Source organism: [Clostridium] saccharolyticum WM1 (genome assembly GCF_000144625.1).
Classification (GTDB): Bacteria; Bacillota; Clostridia; order Lachnospirales; family Lachnospiraceae; genus Lacrimispora; species Lacrimispora saccharolytica.
In genome coordinates this window covers 4,254,815-4,281,065 of the sequence record NC_014376.1, presented here as the reverse complement: position 1 = coordinate 4,281,065, position 26,251 = coordinate 4,254,815, and the positions used below count along the sequence as shown (strand labels likewise).

General features: G+C 44.1%; 21 protein-coding genes. 15 read left to right on the top strand and 6 right to left on the bottom strand.

Features of this window, described 5'->3' with window-relative positions:
- Nucleotides 1-20 precede the first annotated feature (20 nt).
- From CLOSA_RS19805 to CLOSA_RS23735, 6 genes are all read left to right on the top strand, one after another.
- Entirely contained in the window at nt 21-1,700 is a 1,680-nt protein-coding gene (locus CLOSA_RS19805) for a DEAD/DEAH box helicase (protein ID WP_041709512.1), read from the top strand.
- Nucleotides 1,701-2,047: 347 nt separating this feature from the next.
- Nucleotides 2,048-3,412, top strand: a complete 1,365-nt coding sequence (gene rlmD, locus CLOSA_RS19800; protein WP_013274512.1) for a 23S rRNA (uracil(1939)-C(5))-methyltransferase RlmD — start codon at nt 2,048-2,050, stop codon at nt 3,410-3,412.
- An 87-nt stretch (nt 3,413-3,499) separates the two neighbouring features.
- A complete protein-coding gene (locus CLOSA_RS19795; protein ID WP_013274511.1) occupies nt 3,500-4,018 on the top strand; it encodes a dihydrofolate reductase family protein in 519 nt (172 codons plus the stop codon).
- Nucleotides 4,019-4,869: 851 nt separating this feature from the next.
- The gene (locus tag CLOSA_RS19790; RefSeq protein WP_013274509.1) at nt 4,870-5,424 is read left to right on the top strand and encodes a TetR/AcrR family transcriptional regulator; all 555 of its coding nucleotides are present in this window, start codon (nt 4,870-4,872) and stop codon (nt 5,422-5,424) included.
- Nucleotides 5,425-5,559: 135 nt separating this feature from the next.
- Entirely contained in the window at nt 5,560-7,359 is a 1,800-nt protein-coding gene (locus CLOSA_RS19785; protein WP_013274508.1) for an oleate hydratase, read from the top strand.
- A 205-nt stretch (nt 7,360-7,564) separates the two neighbouring features.
- Nucleotides 7,565-7,741 carry a DUF1963 domain-containing protein gene (locus CLOSA_RS23735; RefSeq protein ID WP_408643013.1) on the top strand — a complete coding sequence of 59 codons (177 nt, stop codon included), beginning with the start codon at nt 7,565-7,567 and terminating at the stop codon, nt 7,739-7,741.
- A 381-nt stretch (nt 7,742-8,122) separates the two neighbouring features.
- On the opposite strand, the gene CLOSA_RS19775 is transcribed toward CLOSA_RS23735, so the two are convergent.
- The 5 genes from CLOSA_RS19775 to fixA are packed head-to-tail and all read right to left on the bottom strand — an operon-like array spanning nt 8,123 to nt 13,273.
- Complete coding sequence (locus CLOSA_RS19775; protein WP_013274507.1) at nt 8,123-9,127, bottom strand: electron transfer flavoprotein subunit alpha/FixB family protein; 1,005 nt, start codon at nt 9,125-9,127, stop codon at nt 8,123-8,125.
- Between the two features lie 13 nt (nt 9,128-9,140).
- The gene (locus CLOSA_RS19770; protein ID WP_013274506.1) at nt 9,141-9,944 is read right to left on the bottom strand and encodes an electron transfer flavoprotein subunit beta/FixA family protein; all 804 of its coding nucleotides are present in this window, start codon (nt 9,942-9,944) and stop codon (nt 9,141-9,143) included.
- 14 nt (nt 9,945-9,958) lie between these two features.
- On the bottom strand, nt 9,959-11,524 hold the full coding sequence (locus CLOSA_RS19765) for a crotonobetaine/carnitine-CoA ligase (RefSeq protein WP_013274505.1): 1,566 nt from the start codon (nt 11,522-11,524) through the stop codon (nt 9,959-9,961).
- Nucleotides 11,525-11,555: 31 nt separating this feature from the next.
- The gene (locus CLOSA_RS19760; RefSeq protein ID WP_013274504.1) at nt 11,556-12,482 is read right to left on the bottom strand and encodes an electron transfer flavoprotein subunit alpha/FixB family protein; all 927 of its coding nucleotides are present in this window, start codon (nt 12,480-12,482) and stop codon (nt 11,556-11,558) included.
- A gap of 29 nt (nt 12,483-12,511) precedes the next feature.
- Entirely contained in the window at nt 12,512-13,273 is a 762-nt protein-coding gene (fixA, locus tag CLOSA_RS19755) for a putative electron transfer flavoprotein FixA (protein ID WP_013274503.1), read from the bottom strand.
- Nucleotides 13,274-13,635: 362 nt separating this feature from the next.
- Between fixA and CLOSA_RS19750 the strand changes: the two genes are divergently transcribed.
- From CLOSA_RS19750 to CLOSA_RS19710, 9 genes are all read left to right on the top strand, one after another.
- Nucleotides 13,636-14,820 (top strand): CaiB/BaiF CoA transferase family protein, encoded by a 1,185-nt coding sequence (locus tag CLOSA_RS19750; RefSeq protein WP_013274502.1) that lies wholly within the window; start codon nt 13,636-13,638, stop codon nt 14,818-14,820.
- 31 nt (nt 14,821-14,851) lie between these two features.
- Nucleotides 14,852-16,066 carry a CaiB/BaiF CoA transferase family protein gene (locus tag CLOSA_RS19745; protein WP_013274501.1) on the top strand — a complete coding sequence of 405 codons (1,215 nt, stop codon included), beginning with the start codon at nt 14,852-14,854 and terminating at the stop codon, nt 16,064-16,066.
- A gap of 33 nt (nt 16,067-16,099) precedes the next feature.
- Nucleotides 16,100-16,747, top strand: coding sequence for an MBL fold metallo-hydrolase (locus CLOSA_RS19740; protein ID WP_013274500.1), 648 nt, complete (start codon nt 16,100-16,102; stop codon nt 16,745-16,747).
- 16 nt (nt 16,748-16,763) lie between these two features.
- Nucleotides 16,764-17,537 (top strand): enoyl-CoA hydratase/isomerase family protein, encoded by a 774-nt coding sequence (locus CLOSA_RS19735; RefSeq protein ID WP_013274499.1) that lies wholly within the window; start codon nt 16,764-16,766, stop codon nt 17,535-17,537.
- A gap of 61 nt (nt 17,538-17,598) precedes the next feature.
- A complete protein-coding gene (locus CLOSA_RS19730) occupies nt 17,599-18,735 on the top strand; it encodes an acyl-CoA dehydrogenase family protein (RefSeq protein WP_013274498.1) in 1,137 nt (378 codons plus the stop codon).
- A 35-nt stretch (nt 18,736-18,770) separates the two neighbouring features.
- A complete protein-coding gene (locus CLOSA_RS19725; RefSeq protein WP_013274497.1) occupies nt 18,771-19,913 on the top strand; it encodes an acyl-CoA dehydrogenase in 1,143 nt (380 codons plus the stop codon).
- Between the two features lie 208 nt (nt 19,914-20,121).
- A complete protein-coding gene (locus CLOSA_RS19720; RefSeq protein ID WP_013274495.1) occupies nt 20,122-21,735 on the top strand; it encodes a sodium:solute symporter family protein in 1,614 nt (537 codons plus the stop codon).
- A gap of 104 nt (nt 21,736-21,839) precedes the next feature.
- Complete coding sequence (locus tag CLOSA_RS19715) at nt 21,840-23,126, top strand: MFS transporter (protein ID WP_013274494.1); 1,287 nt, start codon at nt 21,840-21,842, stop codon at nt 23,124-23,126.
- A 369-nt stretch (nt 23,127-23,495) separates the two neighbouring features.
- Nucleotides 23,496-24,536 carry a LacI family DNA-binding transcriptional regulator gene (locus CLOSA_RS19710; RefSeq protein WP_013274493.1) on the top strand — a complete coding sequence of 347 codons (1,041 nt, stop codon included), beginning with the start codon at nt 23,496-23,498 and terminating at the stop codon, nt 24,534-24,536.
- A gap of 108 nt (nt 24,537-24,644) precedes the next feature.
- Here CLOSA_RS19710 and aes read toward each other — a convergent pair whose 3' ends face one another.
- Nucleotides 24,645-25,652 carry an acetyl esterase gene (aes, locus tag CLOSA_RS19705; RefSeq protein ID WP_013274492.1) on the bottom strand — a complete coding sequence of 336 codons (1,008 nt, stop codon included), beginning with the start codon at nt 25,650-25,652 and terminating at the stop codon, nt 24,645-24,647.
- Nucleotides 25,653-26,251 lie beyond the last annotated feature (599 nt).

Here is a 26,251-nt window from a genome sequence, read left to right as displayed (position 1 = left end):
TAAGAAAGGATCAAGCATTTATGGAAACAGTTAGATTTGATGAATTACAGTTAGATGAAAGAATTCTGCGGGCAGTTGCGGATATGGGATTTGAAGAAGCATCTCCCATTCAGGCCCAGGCCATTCCGGTTCAGGCAGAAGGCCGGGATATTATCGGTCAGGCTCAGACGGGAACAGGGAAAACAGCCGCCTTTGGCATCCCTCTGCTGCAGAAAATTGACCCTAAGGTGAAAAAGCTTCAGGCGGTGGCTCTCTGTCCTACCAGAGAACTTGCCATCCAGGTGGCAGATGAAATCCGCAGGCTTGCAAAATATATGCACGGTGTAAAGGTCGTTCCCATATACGGGGGACAGGATATTGTAAAACAAATCCGATCACTGAAAGATGGTACCCAGATCATTATCGGGACACCGGGACGTGTTATGGACCATATGCGCAGGAAGACCGTGAAATTCGATCACGTTCATACCGTGATCATGGATGAAGCCGATGAGATGTTAAATATGGGATTCCTTGAGGACATGGAAACCATTTTAAGCCAGCTTCCAGAGGAACGGCAGACCGTTATGTTCTCCGCAACCATGCCGCCAGCCATCATGGAGATCGCCAGAAAGTTCCAGCAGGATCCGGTGACTGTTAAAGTGGTAAAGAAGGAGCTGACAGTTCCCAAGGTGACTCAGTATTATTATGAGGTGAAACCGAAGAGTAAGGTTGAGGTTATGTGCCGCCTTCTGGATATGTACGCTCCAAAGCTTTCTGTTGCTTTCTGCAACACCAAAAAGCAGGTTGATGAGCTGGTACAGGCCCTTCAGGGAAGGGGATATTTTGCGGAAGGACTTCATGGAGATTTAAAGCAGATTCAGCGTGACCGGGTCATGGGCAGCTTCCGTAACGGTAAGACGGAGATCCTTGTAGCGACCGACGTAGCGGCCCGAGGAATTGACGTAGACGACGTAGAGGCTGTATTCAATTACGACCTTCCCCAGGATGACGAATATTATGTTCACCGGATCGGCCGTACCGGCCGTGCAGGCCGTGAGGGCATTGCATTCAGTTTTGTTGTGGGGAAAGAGGTTTACAAGCTTCGTGACATTCAGCGTTACTGCAAGACCAAGATCGTTCCTCAGGCGATCCCATCCTTAAATGATGTAACAGCCATAAAGGTGGATAAGATCTTAGAGACCGTGGCAGATACCATCGGGGATACAGATTTAAGCAAGACGGTAAACATTATTGAAAAGAAGCTTCTGGAAGAGGATTATACCTCTCTTGACCTTGCGGCAGCATTGCTTAAGATGATGATGGGTGAGGAAAATGAGGATATTATTGATACAAGAGAGCCTCGTTCCCTTGATGAACTGGATAACTTCTACGGCGGAGGAAGCCGGGGACGCAGCAGCGGAAGAAACGGAAGCGGCAGCAGCCGCGGAGGAAGATATGATTCTTCCAGAGACGATATGGCCCGTCTGTTTATCAATATCGGGAAAAACCAGAATGTGAAGCCGGGAGATATCCTTGGTGCCATTGCAGGAGAGTCCGGTATGCCTGGAAAGATGGTGGGAAGTATTGATATGTATGACAAGTATACCTTTGTAGAGGTGCCCAGGGAAAACGCTGACGCCGTATTACAGGCCATGAAGGATGTAAAGATCAAAGGAAAAAATATCCATATGGAAAAAGCCAACGGAAAAGGCAGATAAATTTCCGGGAGCTGGGTGAGGAAGGAAGACCTTGTGTCTTACCGGAGCCGCCTTGCTCCCGTTTTTTGATCATGGGAAATTCCATTTTGTATAATAATAAAATGAAGCGGACCGGCTGAGGACCTTAGGCAGAGGTAAAACGGCTGCTGAAGCAGTTAAGTTTTGGTTTTGATTCCGTATTGTGGAAAAGGTTTTCTTGCTTCTTGTGGAAAAAAAAGTTACAATAAGCTCAGGATGTGGAAAAGGTATTCATTTAATAAGGATTTGGTCTGGAAATATTTTGGTAGGACAAGTAGGAAGGCCGGGAAGGAAGGCCGGAAAACGGATTAGTATCAACGGAGGTTATGATGGCAGAGTGGAAGAAGAATGATAGAATCGATGTAATGATTGAGGATATGAGCGAAACCGGTGAAGGGATCGGTAAGACCGATGGATTTACCTGGTTTATTAAGGATACGGTAATCGGAGATAAAGTTCAGGCGAAGGTAATGAAGACCAAGAAATCCTATGGATTTGCAAAGCTGGAAAGAATTACAGAGCCTTCTTTCAACCGTATAGAACCGAAGTGTCCGGTTGCCGGCCCATGCGGCGGCTGCCAGCTGCAGGCAATGGATTATGGGGAACAGCTTCGTTATAAGGAGCGGAAGATTTATAACAATATTACCAGAATCGGAGGATTTTCAGAAGTTCCCATGCAGCCTATCATGGGGATGGACGAACCGTGGAGATACCGGAATAAGGCACAGTTTCCCTGGGGACTTGATAAGGATGGGAATATTGTAACAGGATTTTATGCGGGACGCACTCATTCCATCATAAGCTGTGAGGACTGCCTTCTTGGAATAGAAGAGAACCAGGAGGTTTTAAGACAGATCAAGGCTCATATGGAGCGGTATCATCTTATTCCCTATGAGGAGGCTTCTCACAAGGGGCTGATCCGCCATACCCTGATCCGCAAGGGATTCCGGACAGGGGAGATCATGGTGTGCCAGGTGATTAATGGTAACAGCCTGCCTCACAGCAAGGAGTTGGTGGAACGCCTTCTGGAGATTCCGGGTATGACCAGTATTTCCTTTAATATTAATAAGGAGAGGACAAATGTGATCCTTGGGGACAAGGTGGAGAACCTTTATGGGCCGGGGTATATTACGGACTTCATAGGAGCGGTAAAGTACCGCATTTCCCCCCTGTCCTTCTATCAGGTGAATCCGGTACAGACGGAAAAGCTTTATGGCACTGCGCTTGCTTATGCCGGACTGACAGGCGTGGAAACGGTTTGGGATCTATACTGCGGCATCGGGACCATCTCTCTTTTTCTGGCGCAAAAGGCAAAGAAGGTGTATGGAGTGGAAATTGTGCCCCAGGCCATTGAGGATGCCAGGGAGAATGCCAGGTTAAATGGATTAGATAATGTGGAGTTCTTTGTGGGAAAGGCGGAAGAGGTTCTGCCGGAGCAATATGAGAAACATCAGGTGTATGCAGATGTCATCGTGGTGGACCCGCCCAGAAAAGGCTGCGACGAGGCTTGCCTGAATACCATTGTAAAGATGGGACCCAAACGGGTGGTGTATGTAAGCTGCGATTCAGCTACGTTGGCACGGGATATGAAGTATCTGGCGGAGAATGGGTATAAGGTGGAGAAGGTTAGAGGATGTGATATGTTTCCTCAGGCGTTGCATACAGAAGTATGCTGTTTAATAGTAAAGGCTTAAATTTTCAATGGCGGAATAATTCCTACCGGAATTGTTAATTTACCGTTTAGTATGACTAAATCGATACGTATTTAGAAAGGATTTAAAATGAGTGTGTTTTTTTATGGCTGTATAACTCTGGATGGCTATCTTGCTGATAAGAACCATAATTTGGACTGGCTTTATCAAACTGGAGCAGTAGAAGAAACAGATTATGATAGTTTCTATAAAAGTATGGATATTACTATCATGGGTAAAAGGACATTTAATGAAATCAAAAATATGGATAATATAGATAGTTTATACCCGACCACAAAAAACTATGTTTTTACACATGATCGAAGCTTATCAGCAAAGGGGTTTAGTCCAATTAATTGCGATATTATAGAATTTGTTAAACAGTTAGAAAAGGATAAAAATATCTGGATTGTTGGAGGAAACACAATAATAGCTCCATTATTAGATAATGATATGATAGATAATATGATAATTCAGATCGCTCCTGTGTTACTAGGGATAGGAATACCGTTGTTTTCACAGAAGGAAGCATTAAAGCGATTTCACCTTAAAGAAGTAAAGAAATACGGACAGTTTGCTGAATTATTTTATACTCAATTTTCTAAGTAGTTTACAGGGACTCCGCCAAGAGGGTACCAGAGGGGGTATGACTTCTTTTTAGCACACACAAGGCATGTGGAGACGGTGATTCTGATGACACGTTGAGGTAAAATCGATAAATAAGCCACTCTGACCACAAGATGTTGTGGTTTCGGGCTAAAAGATGGGCAAAAATCAGGCTAAAAAATGCCCGATTTTTGCCCTGATTTTTAGAGGAAAATATAGATGACATAGGGTGAAATCATAGAAAGGTAGGATAATTCATGAGTGAAAGCACACTAGAAAATAATAAAATAGAACTTTACAATTTAGAACAACTAGAAAATATAAAAAATAACCCAGTTGTAAAATCTACTATTTTATCGGTGCTGAAAGGAGTGTAGGTGTTGATATTATTTATCGAATCTTATTGTGAAAAACTTCTCATTGAGGTACAATTGATATACAATATTCTACAACGTAATGCTTGTTGAAAATAAGAGTTCAAAGACATTTCTGATTATTCCGCATCTGGAAAAAATGAAGAGCACCGAATAATTTACCTTGGTATGAGTAGAGCAAAAAGAAAGTTATCCATGCAAATAGGAAGTAAAATGGCAAATCTATTATCTATAGTTATCTAATGTCTATTCATGGTATACAGTGACCTGTGTGAAGATTGAGAAACTGAAATAAAGTTGAATAGCGGCTCGCTTTCCCTCCTCCAACCGCCCTAGCAGAGATTTTCCCACTTGCAGTAATTACATTTCGGGTGGACATCGGAAGATTGCCGGATAAATCCTGTACTTTCTGCAAGATTAATAGAGCTCTTTTCAATTTCATTCTATCTTTTTGAATATGTATTAAGGGAGGTTTTTTCTTTGCATAATGAGACAAAAGAAGTACTTGCGAATGCTTTAATAGATATACTACAAAAAAGACCCATTAATAAAATAACCGTTAAGGATATTGTCGAGGAATGTGGTTTGACACGACAGACTTTCTACAATTATTTTTATGATATATATGAACTTGTTGAATGGATTTATTTACAGGCTACTGAAAAGTCACTTGCAGAAAATAAGGATTATGATACTTGGCAGCAGGGCTTTTACCAGCTGTTAATTTCCATTAGTAACAGTAAAGTCCTGGTTCAAAATACCTATCGGTCTACCAACCGGGAATCCTTAGAAAGATATATGTATACGGTAATCTATGATCAGGTTCTTGCAGTAGTGGAACGGCAAGCCATTGAAATGTCTGTTGACCAGAAATACAAAAATTTTATTGCACGTTTTTACAGTCTGGCTTTCATAGCACTCATTTGTGAGTGGATAAAGGATGGGATGAAAGAAAAACCGGAAGATATCGTAGAGCAAACTGCTGTATTAATAAAAGGCGATTTTGAAAAAGCACTGAAAAAATACGCAAATTAATCATAATTTACAGATAAGGGGAAGTGTAAATACTTTTTACACTTCAATTTGATTGTAAATTGTTTTGGCTATCCTAATGTTTTATATTATATGCAAGACATTGTCTTACAAATAAATTAGAAAGGATAGATTATTATGAATATTTACAAAACCATGTACCATCCTCACAAACCAGCAGGAATAGACGGACGTAAAGCCTATATCGTCGGGGGAGGAATTGCCGGACTTGCCGCAGCAGTGTTTTTGATTGACGACGCTAAGATGCCTGGACAGAACATCACCATTTATGAAAAGAAACCGGTTATGGGTGGTTCCATGGACGGAACCAAAAACGAATTCGGTTATCTTTGCCGTGGTGAGCGTGAGCTTGAGCCATATATGGAATGCCTCTGGTATCTGTGTAGCAAAATACCTTCTCTTGAAAACGAAGGACGTACTGTGCTTGATGATGTTGTAGACTTCAACAGGGATGAACCCATCCATTCTGAGGCGCGTTTGTGGGTAAATCAGGGCGAGATTTACAGCCATGTACATGATTATAAGCTTGATCCCAAGTATGTTGCAGCTATGAACAGGATCTTTGCTTCAACGGAAGAAGAACTTGCCGATCTCAAGATCGAGGACTTCTTTGACGATCCTTTCTTTGAAACCAGTTTCTGGACTTGCTTCCACAGTCAGCTAGCTTTTAAACGCTACCACAGTGTTATTGAGTGCAGGCGCTATTGGCAGAGGTTTACATTCGCTAACCGACATGAATATCTGGATGGCTTTATCCATACAAAATACAACGAGTATGATGCTATTATCCTTCCGATTGAAAGATGGCTTATTGATAGGGGTGTAAACTTTGTATTTGGCAGTTCAGTATATGATTTAGATATGGATGGTCATCACAATACAGTTCATGGTATCCGTATGTACCAAAATGGTGTGGAGAAGACGATCCGTGTGGGAACGGACGATTTAGTGTTTGTAACGAGCGGATCAATAAGTGAAAACAGCTGCTTTGGCGATAATAAGACGGTTGCTCCTACAAACCGAGACACAAAAGATATGGGAACCTTTACGATTTGGCAGAATCTTGCCAAAAAGGATGAAAAATTTGGTCATCCGGAAAAATTCCTTAGTGATATTGATAAAACAAAATGGGTTTCTTTCTTCCCTACCATCAAGGACTATCCTGAGTTTTTTAAAAGAATAGAAAAGATGACAGGAAGCAAAGCGGGTACCGGCGGCATGATGACATTCAAAGATTCCAATTGGGATATATCATTTGAAATACATCACAAGCCTTTCTTCCCGCTCCAAGCTGACAACGAAGAGGTTGGCTGGGGCTATGGACTGTATGGAGAGAACATCGGCAATTATATTAAAAAGCCTATGTGTGACTGCACCGGTGACGAGATACTGACCGAGCTACTCTATCATTTTGGAATGCTTGATATTAAGGACGAAGTACTGGCTCATACATATATGTCTACCGCTATGATGCCTTACTGCACAAGTCAGTTTATGCCACGTAAGGTAGAGGACCGTCCGAAAAACGTTCCGGATGGTTGTACCAACTTAGCCCTCCTCGGTCAGTTTGTCGAGGTCGATGATGATGTTGTATTCACAGTTGAGACCTCCGTCCGTACCGGACTCGAGGGAGTTTATAAACTTCTTGGCTTAGACAAGGATATCATTGAGGTTAATCCTTCCCGCTTCGATGTTCGTTACATGATCGAGCGTATGAAGAAGTTTAATGGAATAAAGGGTCCTGTTAAGGAAGAAGATCTGCCTAATATCGATTTAGCGATGATGGAACAATACAAGAAAAAAATTGTGAACAAGATCAATGGCATTCCGCCGTATTATCAGATGTACCTTGGACGTGACAGAACTGTACCGTTGAAAGAATCTGTTCTTCACCCTGAAGCACCGCAGAGTAAATAAGGGTAAGTCATTTATAAAGTAAAGACCGATAAAAGGGCTTTCTTTTAGAAAAGAATGAAAAATTCAATTCTGAAAGGAAGTCTTTTATACAGATGAAGAAGACTTATTTCAATATTCTCGTCGAGAAAGTTGATAATGTGTTTATAATTTTAACTATAAAATCTGCCGCCAAGGCCCTACCAGGTTCAAGTGACATCTTTTTTGACTGTACAAGACACCTGGATTATGCGGTAGTAAGTTAGGCGGAGAGCCATATTGGGATAATCAAAAAATGTATCCTGTAGATTTTAAGAGAAATCAGCTAATGTTGTTAACACAAATTAATCTGGAACATTGTGACTTTGGAGAATTATTACGGATGACAGGTATGTTACAGTATTAGATGATGTTCTCGGATTGGATTTTGATGAACAGGACAGACAGGATACCTTTCGTGTGGGAAACCATGACACAAGTCCCCCATTTCAAATGCGAAAGCATTAAGTGGGGGACTAGCTTGTGTCAGTGTGGTTTTATAATGATTTTGAGGTTTAAAAACAGGGGGAAAAGTACTGCCTTCAAGCCTCAAAATATAGTTAAAAATTAGATAACATAGGATGTTAATTATATTTCTGCATTTCTTTTCATTCATAGTTTGTCAGGGATTACGTTTAACATTACACCTTTATAAGCACTTTCCGCTTATCTAAATGATATTGGTTCAAAACTCCTTCCCTGCATGATAATGAATTGTTTTTCCTATAATAATTTTTTAAAAATAAAATTATGCCTTTGCCTTACGGATTTCTTCGGTGAGCACAGGAAGAACCTCAAATAAATCTCCCACAATGCCATAATCAGCAACTCCAAAGATCGGTGCATCAGGGTCTTTGTTGATGGCAATCACGACATCCGAGCTGCTCATTCCGGCAAGATGCTGAATAGCGCCGGAGATACCACAAGCAATATAAAGTTTTGGACCAACCGTTTTTCCGGTCTGTCCAACCTGATGTGGGTGAGAAATCCAGCCTGCATCAACTGCCGCACGGGAAGCGCCGACTGTTGCACCGAGAACTTCGGCAAGGGCTTTAATTGGAGCAAACCCTTCCGGTCCTTTTACACCGCGTCCTCCGGATACAATAATCTGCGCACCTTCTAAATCGATTGTTTCTCCATCCATTTCTTTGATCAGTTCAAGAATCTGCGTGCGGATATCAGATTTTGGGATATGGATATTTTCCCGGATGATTTCGGCATGGGAGATTGCCTCGTCGGGCATTTTAAACACACCGGGCCGTACCGTACCAAGCTGTGGACGGTGATCCGGACACATGATCGTGGCCATTAAGTTCCCGCCAAATGCCGGACGTGTCCATGCAACGTTTCCCGTTTGTTCATCAATATCCAATGAAGTACAGTCTGCGGTCAGACCGGTTTTTAAACGGCATGCAATACGCGGACCGAGATCCCGTCCATTGTTAGTCGCTCCAATCAGCATGCTGGTCGGACCATATTTTTTCACTAATTGTTCTATAGCCGCGGTGTAGGCATCCGTAGAGTAATCCTGATATTCTTCTCCCTCGACCACAATGATTTTATCGGCACCGTGTGCGGAGACAGCTTCTATAGCCGGGGTGACATGATTGCCAATGATGATGGCAGTAAGGCTGCCGCCTTGTTTTCCGGCCATATCTTTCCCAGGACTTAAGAGTTCAAGACCGACTTTTTTTGCGGAACCATCCTCTTTTGTTTCGATAAATACCCAAAGATCTTTGCTTTTGACTTCCATGAATGTTTCCTCCTTAAATGATACCAGCGTCGCTCATAAGAGAGAACAGCTTTTTAGCTGCATCTGCGCCGGATTCTTCTTCGATTTTGACACCGCCGCTTTTTCTGGGCGGAACGAAAGTTTTCTTGACTTTTGTAGGAGAACCTTTTAGACCGGCGTGCTCCAGATTGAGGCTAGGAAGATCTGCTGCTGTGATATTTGGAATCTCAGCTTTGTTCGCTGCCATTTTACGCTTAATGGTAGGATGTCTTGGATCCCAGGAAGGCTTTGTATACGTGACGACGCAGGGAAGGGTAGAAGCAATCATCTGAATACCTTCCTCGGCTTCCTTTTTAACGTTGATCCGGTCACCCACAAGTTCTGCTTCCAGGGCATAAGTGATCTGGGAATAGCCAAGATGCTCTGCAATTTCAGGACCTACCTGTGCAGTATCGCCATCGATTGCCTGCTTGCCGCAGAAGATAAGATCAAAAGCTCCTTCGGTTTCTTCAATTTTTTTTATGGCTTCGGAAAGTATGTAGCTTGTGGCAAGGGTATCGGAACCGCCGAAGGCACGGTCAGTTACCAGATAGGCGGAGTCAGCGGCTATGGACAGACATTCTTTCAATGCATTCTTTGCCTGTTCCGGTCCCATGGAAAGAACGATGATTTTGGTGTCCGGATTGGCATCCTTTATACGTGCAGCCGCCTCTAAGGCATATCCGTCAAATGGGTTAACGATGGATGGCACACCTTCTCGGATCAGTGTATTTTTTACGGGATCAATTTTGATCTCGGTAGTATCGGGTACTTGTTTTACGCATACAAGTATATTCATGGTCATTCCTCCTGTTAATGTTTGTCTGCTGCTTGCAGCTCTCTTTTCTTTATTTTACCTGTGGCAGTGCGGGGGAAATCCTTTACGAATGCCACAAATTCAGGCACTTTAAAGCAAGCAAGGCGGCTTTCGCAATAAGTGATGATTTCATTCGCTGTCAATGGGGCGCCATCTGTTAACTTCACGAACGCTTTTACTGCCTGATTGCGGATGGGATCAGGTACGCCGATCACAGCGGCATCCTCAATCAGAGGGTGGGAGGTGAGGACACATTCCACTTCCGCACAACTGATATTTTCACCGGAACGTTTAATCATATCTCCGCAGCGGCCGAGAAAGAAGAGCCAGCCATCATTGTCTAAATACCCCCAATCCCCGGAGTGAAGCCAGTTGTCTTGATCAATGAGACGCCTGGTAGCCTCTTCATCCTTAAAGTATCCGGGTATGATGGAGCGTCCGGGAGTGCCATGTATGCAAATTTCGCCCTCCGAACCGGCGGGGAGTGTATTGCCGTTCGCGTCTACGATTTTTACTTCATAGGAGACGGCTGGGCGGCCTACGGAAGGCCAATGCTGGTCTCCATACAGTGGAACGCAGGTTACGGCGGAAACTGTTTCTGTCATGCCATAAGAGTTAAGCAGCCGTACATGGAAACGTTCCTCAAACGCTTCTTTTTCCTCCGTTCTTAAACCCATGGAAAAGTAGATTTCCTTTAGGTGATGGTCCTTTTCCCAGGGCTGAACCGGCTGCAGCAGCATAGTCCGGTTCATGATGGACATGGTATCTGTAAAGTTTGCTTTATGGTCACAAATCTGACGCCAGAACCGGCGTGCGCTGTAATGCTCTACCATAACAAGAGTTGCACCGGCGCAGATAACGGGAGCCGCGGCCATTTCCTGAAAATCCATATGATAACATGGCATGGAAGTTAAAAAGACGTCTCCTGTGCGCATGCCTATTTGTGCACAATGGAATAGACCGCCATAAATGACATTGCAGTGGGTGTAAAGTGCGCCTTTCGGATGTTTTGTGGTACCGGAAGTAAATAGTATGACAGCGGTTTCTTCGGCAGAGACGGAAACTTGTGCCTTTAATGAAACCGGCTGAAGCGCCATCTCTTTTACCAGAAGATGAACGCGGGAATCTTCGCTGAAACCATCGGTTAAAATCAGGGTGTCAAGGTTCAGCTCCTTATAGTGCTCTGTATAAATATTCAAACAGCATGGTTCTGTAATCACACGGGAAATATCGCCTTTTTGAAGTATGTATCTGCACTCATCAATTTGAAAGTGTTCATTTATAGGGACGGATACAGCTCCGATTTGTGCCAGAGCCAGCCAGCAGATCAAATACTCCGGTTTATTGTGAAGATGAAGGGCGACTAATTCCTGTTTACGAATGCCCAAAGCCAAAAAAACATTGGCTGCCTGTTTTACCTTCAAATCAAATTCATGATAAGTAAAGCAGCTTACCTCGTCATTGACAGAAATATACTTTAAAAAAGTGTGGCTTCCGTAATAAGAAACTGTTTCATTCCATTGGCTTTGTACCGTTTTACTACCTACCATATCTGCGACCATAGTGACACTCCTTGCGTTTGTCAAATGTTATTTAGGAAAGTTTTTCGATTAATGCCGGAACAATTTTGTACATGTCCCCTACAAGTCCAAAATCTGCATTCTTAAAGATCGGTGCAGCCTTGTCCTTGTTGATGGCAACGATAACCTTTGATTTATTAATGCCGCCAATGTGCTGTACCTGTCCGGATAACCCTAAGGTTACGATTAAGTCTGGCTTGACCTGTACACCGGTAATGCCCATATAGCACGCTTTTGGCATCCATTTATTGTTTTCTGCTATAGGGCGGGAACATCCAACCTCTGCATCAAGTAATTTAGCCAGCTTGCGGCACATGTCCAGATCTTCTTCTGCAGCCAGTCCGCGGCCTATATCAACAATGCGTTTTGCAGCCGCCAGATTCACGGCGCCTTCCTTTTTCTCATTGCGGGAGATACGCCGGATGGAACCTTCCGGTGCCCCTTCAATGGCCCTTATATCTGTGGTTTCCCCTCCATCAGGCACTACATCGAACATACCTCCTGCGATGGTCACTATGCCGTAAGGCTTTGTAAATACCTCTTTACGCTGTGCGGTGCCGCCATACACCATGCGGCTGCAGATAAATTGATCTTCTTCCACGGAAAGATTATTGGCACCGCTGATGACAGCGGTATCTAAATATACGGAAATTTTTCCGGCTAACAGGTGTCCGCGTATGCTGTTGTTCACCAGCACTATGGCATTTGGAACTGCCTTTATTTCGGCAGCGATGGCAGATGCGTAATCCTCCGGTGCACCTTCCCCGGCAACGGGACAGAAAATGATTTTGTCCGCCGAGCAGTTTGCAGCAGCTTTTGCAGCAGTCTCATCGCCGAAAACAATGGCGGTAACATGGTCAGCCAGAGTTTTTGCTCCGCAGCAGAACTCGGGAAGCACAGCGTAATTATCACTTACAATAAAAATAGATGGAATAGCCATATCAATGATCCTCCTTTACTGAATTGTTTTTAGAAACCTTCTTTCTTTAAAAACTGAACCAGTGCGCCGACTGCTTCCTCGCCGTCTCCCTCAATAATCTCCTGGCGGCGGTCCTGTACAGCAGGAGCGAGCTGTTCTAATGTCTGGGCCGACGCATCCGTTTTTGCTTCAACATTTAACTCATTTACAGGCTTTTTGCCTGCTTTCATTATGTCACGCATACTCGGTACGGCCGGGATATTGATTTCAGAAGAAACGGATAATACTGCTGGAAGGGGAATTTCCAATGTCTCCACCTCGTCTTCTAAGGTGCGCTCCACTAAAAGCATGGACTCTGATAATACTTTAATACCGGTGACATTGTTCATAACAGGAATACCAAGCAACGTGCCGGTCTGGATGCCGACTTCCTGGGCATAGAGATCACTGGAGCCTGCGCCGCATATTACAACATCGTATTCCATGAGCTTTAATGCCCCGGCGATTGCCTTGGCGGTCTGCAGAGAATCAAAAGATTCATTGGAGTCATCCTGTACAAGGCTTAATTCGTCTGCACCTCTGGATAAAATATCTTTTCGGATTTTTGAATTTGTTAAAGCTGCTGCCGGACCAACGCTGAGAGCGGTCATAGTTCCCATTGTTTCTGACGCTAACTGCTTTCCGGTTTCAAGGGCATTCAAATCATACTGGCTGATTTTTAAGGAAGCGCCAGTCATGGACAATTCGCGAGACGGAAGGATGCTGATTTCTTCTTCATTTGGAACAATTTTACAACATGCAATTATTTTCATAGTAATTACCCATCTGTCCTTTCTTTACATTGTAGTTTATTTTGTCTGTAAGAACAACTACTTTCTCGTGAAAGCAATGTGCTTGTTTTTATATTAACAAAAAGATTTATTTTGTCAACAGGTGAGAGGAAAAAATGTAAACTTTTGTGAGAAAACGAAAAAAAGGCATTGGGTAAAAATGCAAAAAAAAAGTAGATTATTACGCAAAAATGTAAAAAGTGCATGAAAAACATAGTTAAAAATTAGACGAAATATAGTTTGACTTATGATTTATGTGCATGTTATACTAAAACACATAACTAGGAAAAGTGTCATTTTTCCTTGATTTCACGTAAAAGTAAACCGAAGGGGGAGTGTAAATCATGAAGCCACTTTGTTCATTGAAGATTTTGGATATGACAGATGGTAACCCGTACACAGGCAGCATGTTTGCTGATTATGGTGCGGAAGTTCTAAAGATTGAGAAACCGGATGGAGGAGATTCTGTTCGCAGACGCGGTGCAGCAGATGACGGTGAGGGAATTTACCAGGCTTTTTACAATCGCGGCAAAAAGAGCATGACGCTGGATATCAATAAGGAGGCAGGTCAGGAGATTATAAGGCGACTGATCCCGCAATTTGATATGCTGATTGTCAATAAAAAAGAAGAGGATATGAAAGCCCTGGGCCTTGGATTTGAATCATTAAAAGAAAAAAATCCTAAATTGATTTACGGAGTTCTTACACCGTATGGAGAAAACGGGCCTTGGAAGGATATGCCGGATTATGATTTGCTGATTAATTCCCGTTCCGGATTACAGGAAAAGACGGGATTTCCTGAAAAGCCTACGAAATTTGGTTTCCCTTTGGGGTATATTTATGCAGGCTGGCATCTAAGTGCCGGAATGATGGCGGCCTATTTAAGCATGCAGAAAACAGGGGAAGGGGTAAAGGTTTCTGTCAGCGTGTGGCATACGCTGATGTCACTGGATGATACGTTTGCAGAAGGCCTTCTTGGCATGAATGCACTGCCAAAGAGGATTGGAAATGGTTTTCCAACAACGAATCCCACCGATACATTCCGTTGTAAGGATGGCTGGTTTTCCTTGAGTATCGGCAGTGATGCACAGTGGATTTCTTTTGCACAGTGTGCGGGCCGGAAGGACTGGGCGGAAGATCCCCGTTATGCTCATGATCCTGCACGTTCCATGGAAAATTATTTTGGAGATTTGGACCAGCAGTTAAAAGATTATTTTGCGGCAATTACCATCCAGGAGGCAGACATGATTTGCCGGGAGGCAATGGTACCGGGAGGTCCGTGCAATACTGTGATGGAACTGGTGCATGATGAACAGGTTGCAGACAGAGAGATGCTGCTTCATATTCAGGATAAAAAGCTTGGCGATACGCTGCAGATTGGAAAAGCGGCGAAGTTTTCATGGGATGGAAAAGAGGACCATGTGATTGATTCCGCACCGTTGCTTGGAGAAGATACCGATGATTACCTGGCGGGAATTAATATGGGGCAGGCTGAGATTGCACGTTTGCGGGCAGACGGCGTGATCTGACCGGAAAAATATATGGAAAGGGGTAGAAAAAATGGCCAAATGGGAATCAAAGGGCGTATTTAAAGGCATGAAAGTTTTGGACTTTACCATTGCATTGGCGGGAGTCTATACGGCATGGCAGTTTGCGGATTTAGGCGCAGAGGTGTGGAAGGTAGAGAGATACAACGCCGGTGACCAATCCAGAACATGGGATCCATTTGTAAATGGCATGAGTACGCTTTACTGTGCCTATAACAAAAATAAACAAAGCATTGAACTGGATCTTTCCTCAGCGGAAGGGAAAAACGTCATTTACGAGATGGTAAAACAATGCGATGTGGTATTGGAAAATTTTAAGAGCGGTTCCATCGACCGGCTGGGACTTGGGTATGACAAATTAAAGGAGATCAATCCCGGAATTGTGTTTATGTCGCTGAGCGGTTTTGGTGCCAGCGGGCCGCTGATGAAATATCCCTGCTATGATGCAATCGCGGCTGCGCGCGGCGGCTTTGCGGCCAGCAATGGTGAGGCAGAGGGGGCTCCTGTAAAGGCGGGAAATGCAAACTGTGATACGCTTACGGGAATCTATGGGTTTAATGCGGTGCTTATGGCACTGATCGAAGCCCGCAGGACTGGAAAGGGATGCAGAATTGACATTGGAATGTCGGATGTTGTAATGGAGGCATGTGCAGAAACAGTAATGGATTACGGTATGGAAGGAAAGGCCCAGGCGCGTTTTGGGAATCATGATCGTTTTGCCGCACCCTATGGGATCTTTGAGGCAAGGGATGGCTGGGTATCCATCGTTGCCGATACCCAGGAAAAATGGAAAGCCCTTGCCAATACGTTAGGGCTGGCAGACTTGCTTTCAGACCCCCGGTTTGCAACAATGGAAGCACGCATTGCAAACAGGGAAGTACTTACGGAAAGGATAGAAGCGGTGACCCGTACCATGTTCCGCAAAGAAGCAGAAGAAAAGCTTTTGGCGGTGAACGTGGGAGCATCGGAGGTTCTGCCGTTTATTGAAGCGTATACCTCAGACCATGCGAACCAGACTGATGTCACGGCTCTGGCCTGGCAGGATAACATTGGTTTCATCCGTTTTTACAATAATCCCATCCGGTTCAATGACGAGCTATGCCCGATCCACAGGGGCTCGCCGCTGCTGGGGCAGGATTCCAGAGATATATTGGAGAGAGCAGGATATTCCAGGGAAGAGATTCAAAAATTAATTGATGACGGTGTCGTCGGTGAGCACATGTTCTAAAAAATAACGAGAGAGAATGCAGGGAGGTGAGTGATGGAAGTACAGAGACTTGTTTTGGGAATATTTAATACAAATTGTTATATCATTTCAGGCAAGAGTTTGGGCAAATGTATTTTAATTGATCCGGCAGATGATGCAGAGAACATCAGGAAGTGGCTTGTTCAGCAGAATCTGGTTCCGGAGGCCATTCTTCTTACCCATGGACATTATGACCACTTTCTGGCAGTTCCGAAGCTGCAGGCGTTTTGGAAGGAACTTCCTGTGTACTGTCATTTGCTGGACTGCCCAATGGAAAAAGAGGAGCATGACATGGGTATGGTGTTTCCCACCGTAACTGCATTATCGAATGTCAGAGGAATTGAAGAAGGACAGAAGCTCTGGCTGGCGGGTTTTGAGATTACCGTGTGCCACACGCCGGGGCATACAAAAGGGTCCGTACTGTTTTTGGTGGAGGATGGACTATTTACAGGAGATACACTGTTTTGCAATAGCATTGGACGTACGGACTTTCCAGGAGGTGATGATGCCCAGATGCATTTGTCATTGCGCCGGATTTCAGAAATAAAAGGAGATTATAACGTGTATCCGGGGCATGAGGGGCTTACGACACTTTCGGCAGAAAAAAAATATAACCCGTATTTGCAATGTTTTTGCAAAGATTCCGGCAGATTATATCAATAACAGGAGGTAAAGAAGCATGGAGAACCAAAAGGTACTTACGGAATTAAGGGATGAGGTGTTGATCGTAACGATCAACCGCGATGAGAGGAGGAATGCCATTGATCCGGAAACATCTGCAAGGCTGGAAGAAATTTTTAATGATGCGGAAAAGGATTCAAAGGTACGCTGCATTATCATAACCGGCGCTGGAGAAAGAAGCTTCTGTGCCGGAGAAGATTTAAGCGCATACGATGAAAATGGCGGCTGTCAGACCATTATGGCCCATGGTTTTGCGGGAATTACAGAAAGGGTATCAACAAAACCGATTATCTGCGCGGCAAATGGAACGGCAGTTGCAGGGGGGCTTGAAATTGCAGTGTCATGTGATCTGATCGTGGCGGCAGAACATGCGAAATTTGGACTTTCTGAGGTGAAGGTAGGTCTCCTGGCAACCAGCGGCGGACTGATTCGCCTTCCCAAGCTGGTACCGCCTAAAATTGCGGCGGAGATGTGCCTGACCGGAAAACTAATTTCCGCTTCCCGTGCATATGAGATTGGCCTGGTAAACTATGTGGTGCCCTCGGATCAGGTACTTATAAAGGCTCTGGAACTTGCCCATATCATCGCTGCCAATGCGCCGATATCCTTAAAGCTGACCAAAGAGATTTTACACATTGCTCCCCAGGTATCGCAGGAGGATGCGCAGCGCTTCTGTAACCGTTGCTGGGATTATATAGAAAAGACAGAAGATTCTGTAGAAGGACCAAGAGCATTTCTGGAGAAACGAAAACCGGACTGGAAGGGAAAATGATTGAAAACCGGGAAGTCCCCCGTAAGGGATAATGATAGACAGAATAATGGAGGAAAGAACTATGGATTTTAGAATTACAGAGGAACAGGAATTAATGGTACAGGCAATTGAAGAGGCATTGACACGTGAGAATTTAGAGAGCTATTTTCAGGAATGTGACAGGAATCACGAACATCCCCACAAGTTCTGGGATATTTTAAAGGAATTGGGATGCTTTAGCATGTTCTTGCCGGAGGAGGCAGGCGGAGACGGCGAAGGTGCGATTACGATGCTCCTTGTGATGGAAGCGCTGGGAAGATGCGGAACGCCGGTATACTTGTTCTGGGATCATGTGAAAGCAGATGCATTGCTGGAGAATGGTACGAAAGAGCAGATTGAAAAATTCATGCCACTGTTTTTTGAGGGGCACCCGGCATATGCACAGGGCTTTTCGGAACCGACTGCAGGTACGGATCTTTCCAGTGGTACGATTTTGACCACCTATACACGCAGAAATGGAAAAGTATATATCAATGGACACAAGCACTTTATCTCCGGTGCCCAGGGAAGTGATTACTGCCTGACCCTTGCAAAGAACAGTGAAAATCCGGAGCAGCTGACCTTATGGTTTGTTCCTACCAATGGCCCCGGCTGCAAAAAGGAGCCTATGGAGACTATGGGACTTCATATGGAGAATGTGAACGATATCTGGTTTGATGATGTAGAAATCGAAGAAAAGGATATGTTCAGCACAGAAGGTAACGGTCTGCTTGCTACCTCAAAGGGGTTTGATTATGAGCGTCTCATTGATGCGTTTAACGCATATGCACAGGCTTTGTGTGCATACGAAGATGCATGCAGATATGCAAACCAGAGAATCGCTTTTGGGAAAGAAATCGGAAGATTGCAGCTCATCCAGAACCATATTATGGAGATGGCGATGAGAATTGAAGCAATGCGCGATATGCTGCTGCGCTATGCCTGGAATAAGGATAATGGTCTCCTAAGAAGAGAGGAAGCATCCATTGCAAAACAGTTCTGCTCCGAATCTGCAAATATTGTGGTAGATCATGCCATGCAGGTAATGGCAGGCATCGGTTTCTGCGGAAGCCGTGTAAGCCGTATTTACCGTGATCTTAGAATCACACGTATCTCTGGAGGAACCGGTGAGATTCAGACGGTAATTGCAAGCAAGCAGATTCTGAAAAGATATCGATAAGGGATGGAAGATATAGGAAGCAAAAGGAGAAAATTATGGAATTTAAGTTAAATGATGAGCAGGAATTATTACGTGACACAATCCGGGAATTTGTAGAAGCGGAAATTGCGCCCATTGCAGCAGAACTTGACAGAGAGGAGAGATTTCCGGAAGAGCTGATACCCCAGCTTGGGGAAATCGGCGTAATGGGTATTCCGATTCCGGAGGAATATGGGGGAGTCGGAATGGGAGACTTAGAATGTGCCATGGCGGTGGAAGAGATTTCCAAAGCATGTGCAAGTACAGGCGTTACCGTATCCATCCATACCTCTTTTTGCTGCTGGCCCATTCTTGCTTTTGGGACAGAAGAGCAGAAGCAGAAGTATCTGCCGGATTTGGCCGCAGGCGAAAAGCTTGGAGCATTTGGCCTGACCGAGCCCAATGCCGGTACGGATGCTGCCATGCAGGCAACAACGGCTTCCGATGAGGGGGATCATTATCTGTTAAATGGAAGTAAAATCTTTATTACCAATGGGTCTTACGCTGATGTATATATCATCTTTGCGGTGACAGATAAGAAATTGGGAAAGAAAGGAATCAGCGCATTCATTCTCGAAAAAGGGATGGAAGGATTCACCTTTGGAAGCAAGGAGCATAAAATGGGAATCCGCGGTTCGGCTACCTATGAGCTGGTATTTGACAATGTAAAGGTTCCAAAGGAAAATTTACTTGGTGAAGCTGGAAAAGGATTCAAGATTGCAATGGCCACACTTGATGGAGGCCGTATTGGGATTGCGGCACAGGCACTTGGCATCGCCCAGGGGGCGATTGACGCAGCTGCGGCGTATGTGAAAGAGCGTATCCAGTTCGGTAAACCAATTTCTGCTTTCCAGAACACACAGTTTACGCTGGCAGATATGCAGACACGTGTTGACGCGGCACGTTTGCTGGTCTACCGTGCCGCATGTATGAAGACGGCAGGAGAAAAATATACTGCGCAAGCATCAATGGCAAAGTTATATGCGTCTGAAACGGCCGGGTATGTGACCAGCAAAGCAGTTCAGCTGTTTGGCGGATACGGATATACCAGAGAGTATCCGGTGGAAAGAATGATGCGTGATGCAAAGATTACGGAAATCTATGGAGGGACCAGCGAAGTTCAGAAGATGGTTATAGCTGCGGATATGGGAATGAAATAGTCCTGTGAAAAGAGTGCTTGTGTACGAATCTGCATGCGGAGAAAGGAGCATATTTTACCATGGGAGAAATCATTTTTTCAATTTGCGTTGGCGGATGTCTGGTTGCATCAGGTATCATCATGCTTGTTGTCCTGAAAAAAGAAGAGGAACGAAATGATATACGATAAAAATGCCGTTTTGTTTTTGCAAAGTGGAGAGAGGTGACCTGGTGAGCATTTATTTTTGGGGTGTTATTATAAGTATTGTAATATATATGGTGGTTGGCTTATATGCCGGCAGCCAGGTAAGAGATGCCAATGACTACTATGTCAGTGGACGTAATGCTCCCACTTTTTTGATTACTGGTACATTGATTGCCTCCATGTTGTCTGTAAACGGATTTATGGGGGATCAGGGCTGGTGTTACACTGGAAATATTACTTCACTGGTGCTTTTAAATTCCATGTGCGCCTGCGGTTATGTGCTTGGTCCTCTTGTTTTTGGAAGATATTTAAGACGCTCTGAATGTACTACGATGCCGGAGTATTTTGGCGTGCGCTATCATGACCGAAAAATCAGACGTGTGGCAGGAATCATTACCATTGTTTCCTTGACGGCATATCTGCTGGCATGTATTACGGGTGTGGGGATTCTGATACAGGAACTGACCGGACTGCCTTATGAAGTAACACTGTTTTTGGCATGGCTTTGTTTTACGGTATTCACCTTTTACTCCGGGTCAAAAGGAGTGGTCTTAACAGATACGCTGATGTTTTTAGTATTTTTGTTGGGAGTAATTCTTGCGGGACCGATTATTTTCAAAGCTCAAGGCGGGATTGGAAAACTGCTGACGAATCTGATGAACAATCCGGCCGCACCCCAGGGGCTGTTGGATTATCATGGAAATATTGCCGGTACGGGAGCGAAGGATGTGTTTGGAGCAGTGATGTATGCGGTTACCATGGGCATTATCTGGTTAATCACTGTTGCGGTATCACCGTGGCAGGCTGGACGGAATCTAATGGCTAAGAGTGAGCATGTAACGTTCCGTTCCGGTGCTGTCGCAGCAATCTGTACGGTGGTATTTCTCCTGTTTCTGAATTTGCAGTCGGTGGCTGTACTGAATTTAAATGGAGGGCTGGAAGATCCGCAGCGTGTATTAATATGGGCCTCCTTTGAAGTGCTTCCCAAATTGATCGGGACATTACTGTTGGCCGGTATTACAGCGGCAGGCTTATCAAGTGCCTCCACGTTCCTGTCGGTCATCGGGTTTTCGGTAACGTCGGATATTATTGACAGGAAATTTAATTCGGAAGAAGAAAAGCTTAAGCACAGCCGTATTATGATGTTGATAGTAGGGATCCTGGCACTAATGCTGGCTTATGTTGGATTAGGCGGTGTGCGTGTGATTTCCTGGTTTGCATCCACCATTATTGCAGCCAGTTGGGTAGTGCCGGGGATTGGCGGCATTGTATGCAAAAAATTATCTGCAACCGGCGCCAGATGGGCGATGATTTCCGGTTTTCTTGGATTTGTCATTCCTAAAAGTCTTGTAGGGCTTGGGATCAGTCCTTTCGCAGGTGTTTTTGTGAATTTCCTGGATCCGTTTTTTATCGGAATCTATTTAAGCTTATTCTTTGCACTGATTGGTACAAAACTCCACCAGGCAGGAACAGAGGAGATGGAATATCACGAGAAATTAATGATATTGCCGGATAAAGAAAAAGCGGCATCCGAATATAAACGGGATCGCCGTTATGGATATATTCTGATCATTGCAGGCGTCATAACGACGCTGGTGCTGCTGTTTGGATGGGCGCTGCCTTATAATGGTATGATATAAAAAATGTGGACAAATGAAAACCTGGTTATGTTTATACGGAGGAATTACCAAATTCATTTGTTATTGTTGTTCCTGCAGAAAAATAAAACGAAAGAGGTAGAAGTATGGGGAAAGAAAAAAAATCCGGAAAAGTTATAACCCTTATTTTGATGATGTTGTCGTTGAACACGATCTATGTTTTGCCATATCTGATGTACACCTATTATGCACCGCTTCAGGAAGCAATGGGGCTGCTGGGAAGGGATGCGGATTACGGTAAATTGTTGAATGTGTATGGCATTGCCAATATTATTCTTTATATTCCAGGAGGGATGATCGCGGATAAGTTTGATGCAAAGAAGCTTTTGATTTTTTCCATGATAGGAACAGGAGCCCTTGGATTATGGGAAGCAACATGGCCAAGCTACACAATACTGATGATCATCCATGTTGCATGGGCATTTACAACAGTACTGACTTACTGGTCCGCATCGATTAAATGTATCAACGTGATTGCAGGGGCCGATGAGCAGGGGAGTATGTATGGCTCACTGGAAGCAGGGCGCGGAATTGTAGGTATTATTCTTACGACCATTTTTGTAGGTATATTTACAAAATTTTCAGCCGATAGTTCAAAGGCAATGAGTTATGTAGTTATCACCTGCAGCGTGGTTATGATTCTGGTTGGTATTGCAATGGTTTTCCTGATGCCTGTAACAAATGTTGAGGGCTCTACAAATAAAGGATTGCTTGACAGTATCAAAGCAATGGGCCAGGCACTTAGCAGGCCGGTTACCTACTTGCTTTCCGGAATGATCTTTGGCGCCTGTATCGCACAGGCAGGAATCTCTTATCTGGCGCCATATCTGGCGAAGGTATGTGGGATGGATCAGAATATGACCGTTATTTTTGCGAATTATAACCGGACAATCTGTACGTTAATCGGTGCTTCAATCGCAGCGTTTGCCGCGAAAAAGATGGGGCGTTCAAGCAAGTTTATGATTTATGCGGGATTTGGTTCTATAGTCAGTTACATATTGCTGGTTCTGATACCAGGATCTGCGGTTACGATGTTTCCGATTCTGGTTATTATGGTTTTCTCTACCTTGTGTTATCCGGTATTCCGCGCATTATACTATGCAGTTGTGGATGAACTGGGAACACAGAAAAATGTGGTGGGTAGTGTTATTGGAATTGCTTCTATTCTGGGATTCCTTCCGGATACCTTTTACACTTCCATGTGCGGTGCAAGATTAGAGGCAGACCCGGTTGGCGGATACAAATTCGTATTTATTACTTGTATGGCGGCTATGGCGCTCGGTTTAATCTGTGCCTTTATCAGTGACCGGAAAATTTTAAAATACAGAAAAACGGATGAGTACAAAGCTACGATAAAGCAGGCAGATATGTAAAATCCCGGAACGGGGAAAGGCGCCGCCTTGATAGAAAATGGCGGGCAGTACATTGTTTTATATGATGAAAACAAAAGATGATTTCATAAACGGATGAATGGGCTGGAAAACAGCCCTTTTATCTTCACTAGCGCTGCAAGTAAAGATAAGTTTTATATGATGAAAACAAAGAATGCTTTCATAAACGGATGAACGGGCTGGAAAACAGCCCTTTTATCTTCACTTGCACTGCAAGTTCTGATAAGCTGCATGATATGAAATTATGCTATTTACATAATAGGAATAGTTTAGTATAATCAGACAAATGCAAATTTTTCAGAGAAGAGACCGATCCCTACTGCATGATGCAATGATAAGGAGAATGTTTTTATGCAAAGAATAACAATTAAAGATATTGCAGCAGAGGTAGGGGTTTCACATACCACAGTATCTTATGTCCTAAATAATAATACAAATCAGAGAATATCAGATAAAACACGGGAAGCAGTGTTGGACGCAGCCAGGCGTTTGAAGTATGTACCCAATGAAACTGCACGTTCCCTTCGTAAGGACAGTACGGAATGTATCGCAGTGGCATTGGAGAAATCTGTGGCACAGAGCCGGTTCGGAAGGCTGCTGCAGGGAATACGGGAAGTGCTGGGGACAGAAGGATATGGTCTGATGCTGATGGATTTCCAGATGAATAAAGAAAGTAAGTGTCCGGAATATGTGGAAAGCGTGTTGCAGCGGCGGACGGATGGGGTTATTTTTATTTCTTCCGATGGTCTTCCGCCGGTCTGCAGCAGGATGATTGACAGCTATAAAATTCCCTTCGTTGCCTGTGACTGCTGTCCGGAAGAAGAAGGGCTGGCTTCTGTAAGCTTTGATTATGAAGATGGGGCTTTCGAAGTAGCATGCTGCCTTTTGGGTGAGGGCGCGAAGCGGATTCTGTACTGGCAGCCGGGCGTAGACAGTCTGCAGGAGGAATATCGGTTATGCGGATTGAAAAAAGCTATGGAGTTATATCCGGATGCGGAACTTATCGTGTGCAAGGTCCCCGTTATGCAAGGAACCTCTTCGCACGACCGGCATATGGCATTTGATGATATGTGCAAGCTCTCTCTTACGCAGAATGTTCTGCCAAGACTCAGACTGTTTGAACCCAATGACGCTGTGATTTGCGGCTGGGGAGTGATGATAAAGTATTTATGTGCTGCTTTATATCAGAGAAAAGAATTGGAAATTAAGATTGCCGTGCTTTCGGATTCAGATGTTCCGGTGGTTCCTGGGATGAATATCATGGTCAGCAGACCGGAATATATACGAGGGGGGAAGGAGAGTGCAAGACTGCTTCTTGCCCAGATTCATAAAGAACAATACGAGAGCAGAATTGTAATTGCACCGACACCGCCTGCTTATGTGAAAATATAAAATTTGAATGCAAATACTAAAAAAGAGTGCCGTACCTGTGATATATATTCGCAGGTGCGGCCCTCTTTTTCGGTATAATCGGCAGGTAACCATATCCGGCCAACTTTTTTATTCTTCTAAGATGGAAGCATAAAATTCGCCGCTATGCTTTAAACAGTCAAGGGCTTCGTCCATCATACGCCCATAATGCATGAATGCATGCAGTACACCAGGAACCAGCTCAAATTCCGTATGTATGCCATGGAGAGCTAATATGTTATGTAAAGCCTGAGAATCTCCTAAGAGTGGATCCAAGCTTCCACAGCATAAATAAGCAGCAGGTATTCCGTGGGTCAGATCATTGTTTAGAGTAGCAAAATATGGATTTTCTCCATCTAATGAAGGATTTTCCAGATAGTAGCTGATGTAAGCAGACATATCACCTTTGCGCATACCGTCTAATGAGGTTCCGTTCAAGCGCCAGGAAGGACCGTCCATCAGACCGAAGGAACCATAATAGAGCAGCAGTGCGCAAATATAATCGTTATCGCCAAATACGTCACGCAGGTAAAGCGTTGCCCCCAAAGCCAGATTTGCTCCGCCGGAGTCGCCCCCAACCGCCATCTTATCCGGAAGAATACCATATTTAGAACCATGCTCATGGAAATAGCGGATGACAGCAGTGCACTCAAACAGCGGAACCGGGAATTTCGTTTCAGGCGCAAGATGATAATCCACACCGATGACTGCGCATTTGCTGGAAGCCATGACACTTCGCATCATGCGGTCGTGAGTATCAATGCTTCCTACGGTAAATCCGCCGCCGTGAATGAATACTAAAGCATGATGCTGTGGTTTATCATCAGGGTAATAAATGCGCACAGGGATCGGGCCGATCGGACCTTCGACTGTTAATTCCACTGTTTTGAAGGGATTTGGCCCTCCCTCATTCCAAAAACGGCGTTCTTCTACATATTTCGTTCTCAATTCATCCCAAGAGCAATTAGTATCAAAGGCATCGGCAGAGTGTTCTGCCTGATAATCAATGACCTTTTTCATTCCCTCAGAAAGAAGTGGATATGGATCCGGCTTGTTTACTTCGTAGTCGATTTTGTACTCTGGCATGTGAAATTTCATATAGTTTACCTCCTGATTTTGGATTGGTTCTCGTTCGTACTGCGGATTGTACCATATGGTCAAACCTAAAGCTCAGTCAGTAATTCAAACCGATGATGACGGGTGATACTAGGAGTGCTTATTATTTGGCTTTACGGCTTCAGAACAATCAAATCCTTATTTACAATTCTACATCAAATCCCTGTATTTTGAAACGGAAAATTCTATCTTTTCTAATAAAATTTGAATATCCAGATTAAAAAATACAGAGAAACGGATGAGTACAAAGCTTCGTTAAGTCAGGCAGGTATGTAAAAAGTCCCGGAACGAGGAAACGTATTATCTTGTTAGGCTAGCGTAAAGTTTTATTCGGATAACTGCAGTGGCATGATCGGCAGCTGCCAGCTGCAGGCAATGGATTATGAGAAACAGCTTCGTTATAAGGAACGGAAGATTTATAACATTATTACCAGAGTCCGGGAATTTTCATAATAGCAAAGCAGTAAGGGGGCAACCAAGCTGACGGATACCAAATTACTTCCAAGCAGGGAGTACTAAAGTAGGCAATAAGGTTATGGACGAACGTTCAAAGGTAAAAGACCCAAGCATAAATTTCAGAG

Excerpts from the sequence above, each read along its gene's own strand:
- CLOSA_RS19805 (WP_041709512.1), top strand. The coding sequence starts at position 21 with ATGGAAACAGTTAGATTTGATGAATTACAGTTAGATGAAAGAATTCTG.
- rlmD (WP_013274512.1), top strand. The coding sequence starts at position 2,048 with ATGGCAGAGTGGAAGAAGAATGATAGAATCGATGTAATGATTGAGGAT.
- CLOSA_RS19795 (WP_013274511.1), top strand. The coding sequence starts at position 3,500 with ATGAGTGTGTTTTTTTATGGCTGTATAACTCTGGATGGCTATCTTGCT.
- CLOSA_RS19785 (WP_013274508.1), top strand. The coding sequence starts at position 5,560 with ATGAATATTTACAAAACCATGTACCATCCTCACAAACCAGCAGGAATA.
- CLOSA_RS19775 (WP_013274507.1), bottom strand. The coding sequence starts at position 9,127 with ATGGAAGTCAAAAGCAAAGATCTTTGGGTATTTATCGAAACAAAAGAG.
- CLOSA_RS19770 (WP_013274506.1), bottom strand. The coding sequence starts at position 9,944 with ATGAATATACTTGTATGCGTAAAACAAGTACCCGATACTACCGAGATC.
- CLOSA_RS19765 (WP_013274505.1), bottom strand. The coding sequence starts at position 11,524 with ATGGTCGCAGATATGGTAGGTAGTAAAACGGTACAAAGCCAATGGAAT.
- CLOSA_RS19760 (WP_013274504.1), bottom strand. The coding sequence starts at position 12,482 with ATGGCTATTCCATCTATTTTTATTGTAAGTGATAATTACGCTGTGCTT.
- fixA (WP_013274503.1), bottom strand. The coding sequence starts at position 13,273 with ATGAAAATAATTGCATGTTGTAAAATTGTTCCAAATGAAGAAGAAATC.
- CLOSA_RS19750 (WP_013274502.1), top strand. The coding sequence starts at position 13,636 with ATGAAGCCACTTTGTTCATTGAAGATTTTGGATATGACAGATGGTAAC.
- CLOSA_RS19745 (WP_013274501.1), top strand. The coding sequence starts at position 14,852 with ATGGCCAAATGGGAATCAAAGGGCGTATTTAAAGGCATGAAAGTTTTG.
- CLOSA_RS19740 (WP_013274500.1), top strand. The coding sequence starts at position 16,100 with ATGGAAGTACAGAGACTTGTTTTGGGAATATTTAATACAAATTGTTAT.
- CLOSA_RS19735 (WP_013274499.1), top strand. The coding sequence starts at position 16,764 with ATGGAGAACCAAAAGGTACTTACGGAATTAAGGGATGAGGTGTTGATC.
- CLOSA_RS19730 (WP_013274498.1), top strand. The coding sequence starts at position 17,599 with ATGGATTTTAGAATTACAGAGGAACAGGAATTAATGGTACAGGCAATT.
- CLOSA_RS19725 (WP_013274497.1), top strand. The coding sequence starts at position 18,771 with ATGGAATTTAAGTTAAATGATGAGCAGGAATTATTACGTGACACAATC.
- CLOSA_RS19715 (WP_013274494.1), top strand. The coding sequence starts at position 21,840 with ATGGGGAAAGAAAAAAAATCCGGAAAAGTTATAACCCTTATTTTGATG.
- CLOSA_RS19710 (WP_013274493.1), top strand. The coding sequence starts at position 23,496 with ATGCAAAGAATAACAATTAAAGATATTGCAGCAGAGGTAGGGGTTTCA.
- aes (WP_013274492.1), bottom strand. The coding sequence starts at position 25,652 with ATGAAATTTCACATGCCAGAGTACAAAATCGACTACGAAGTAAACAAG.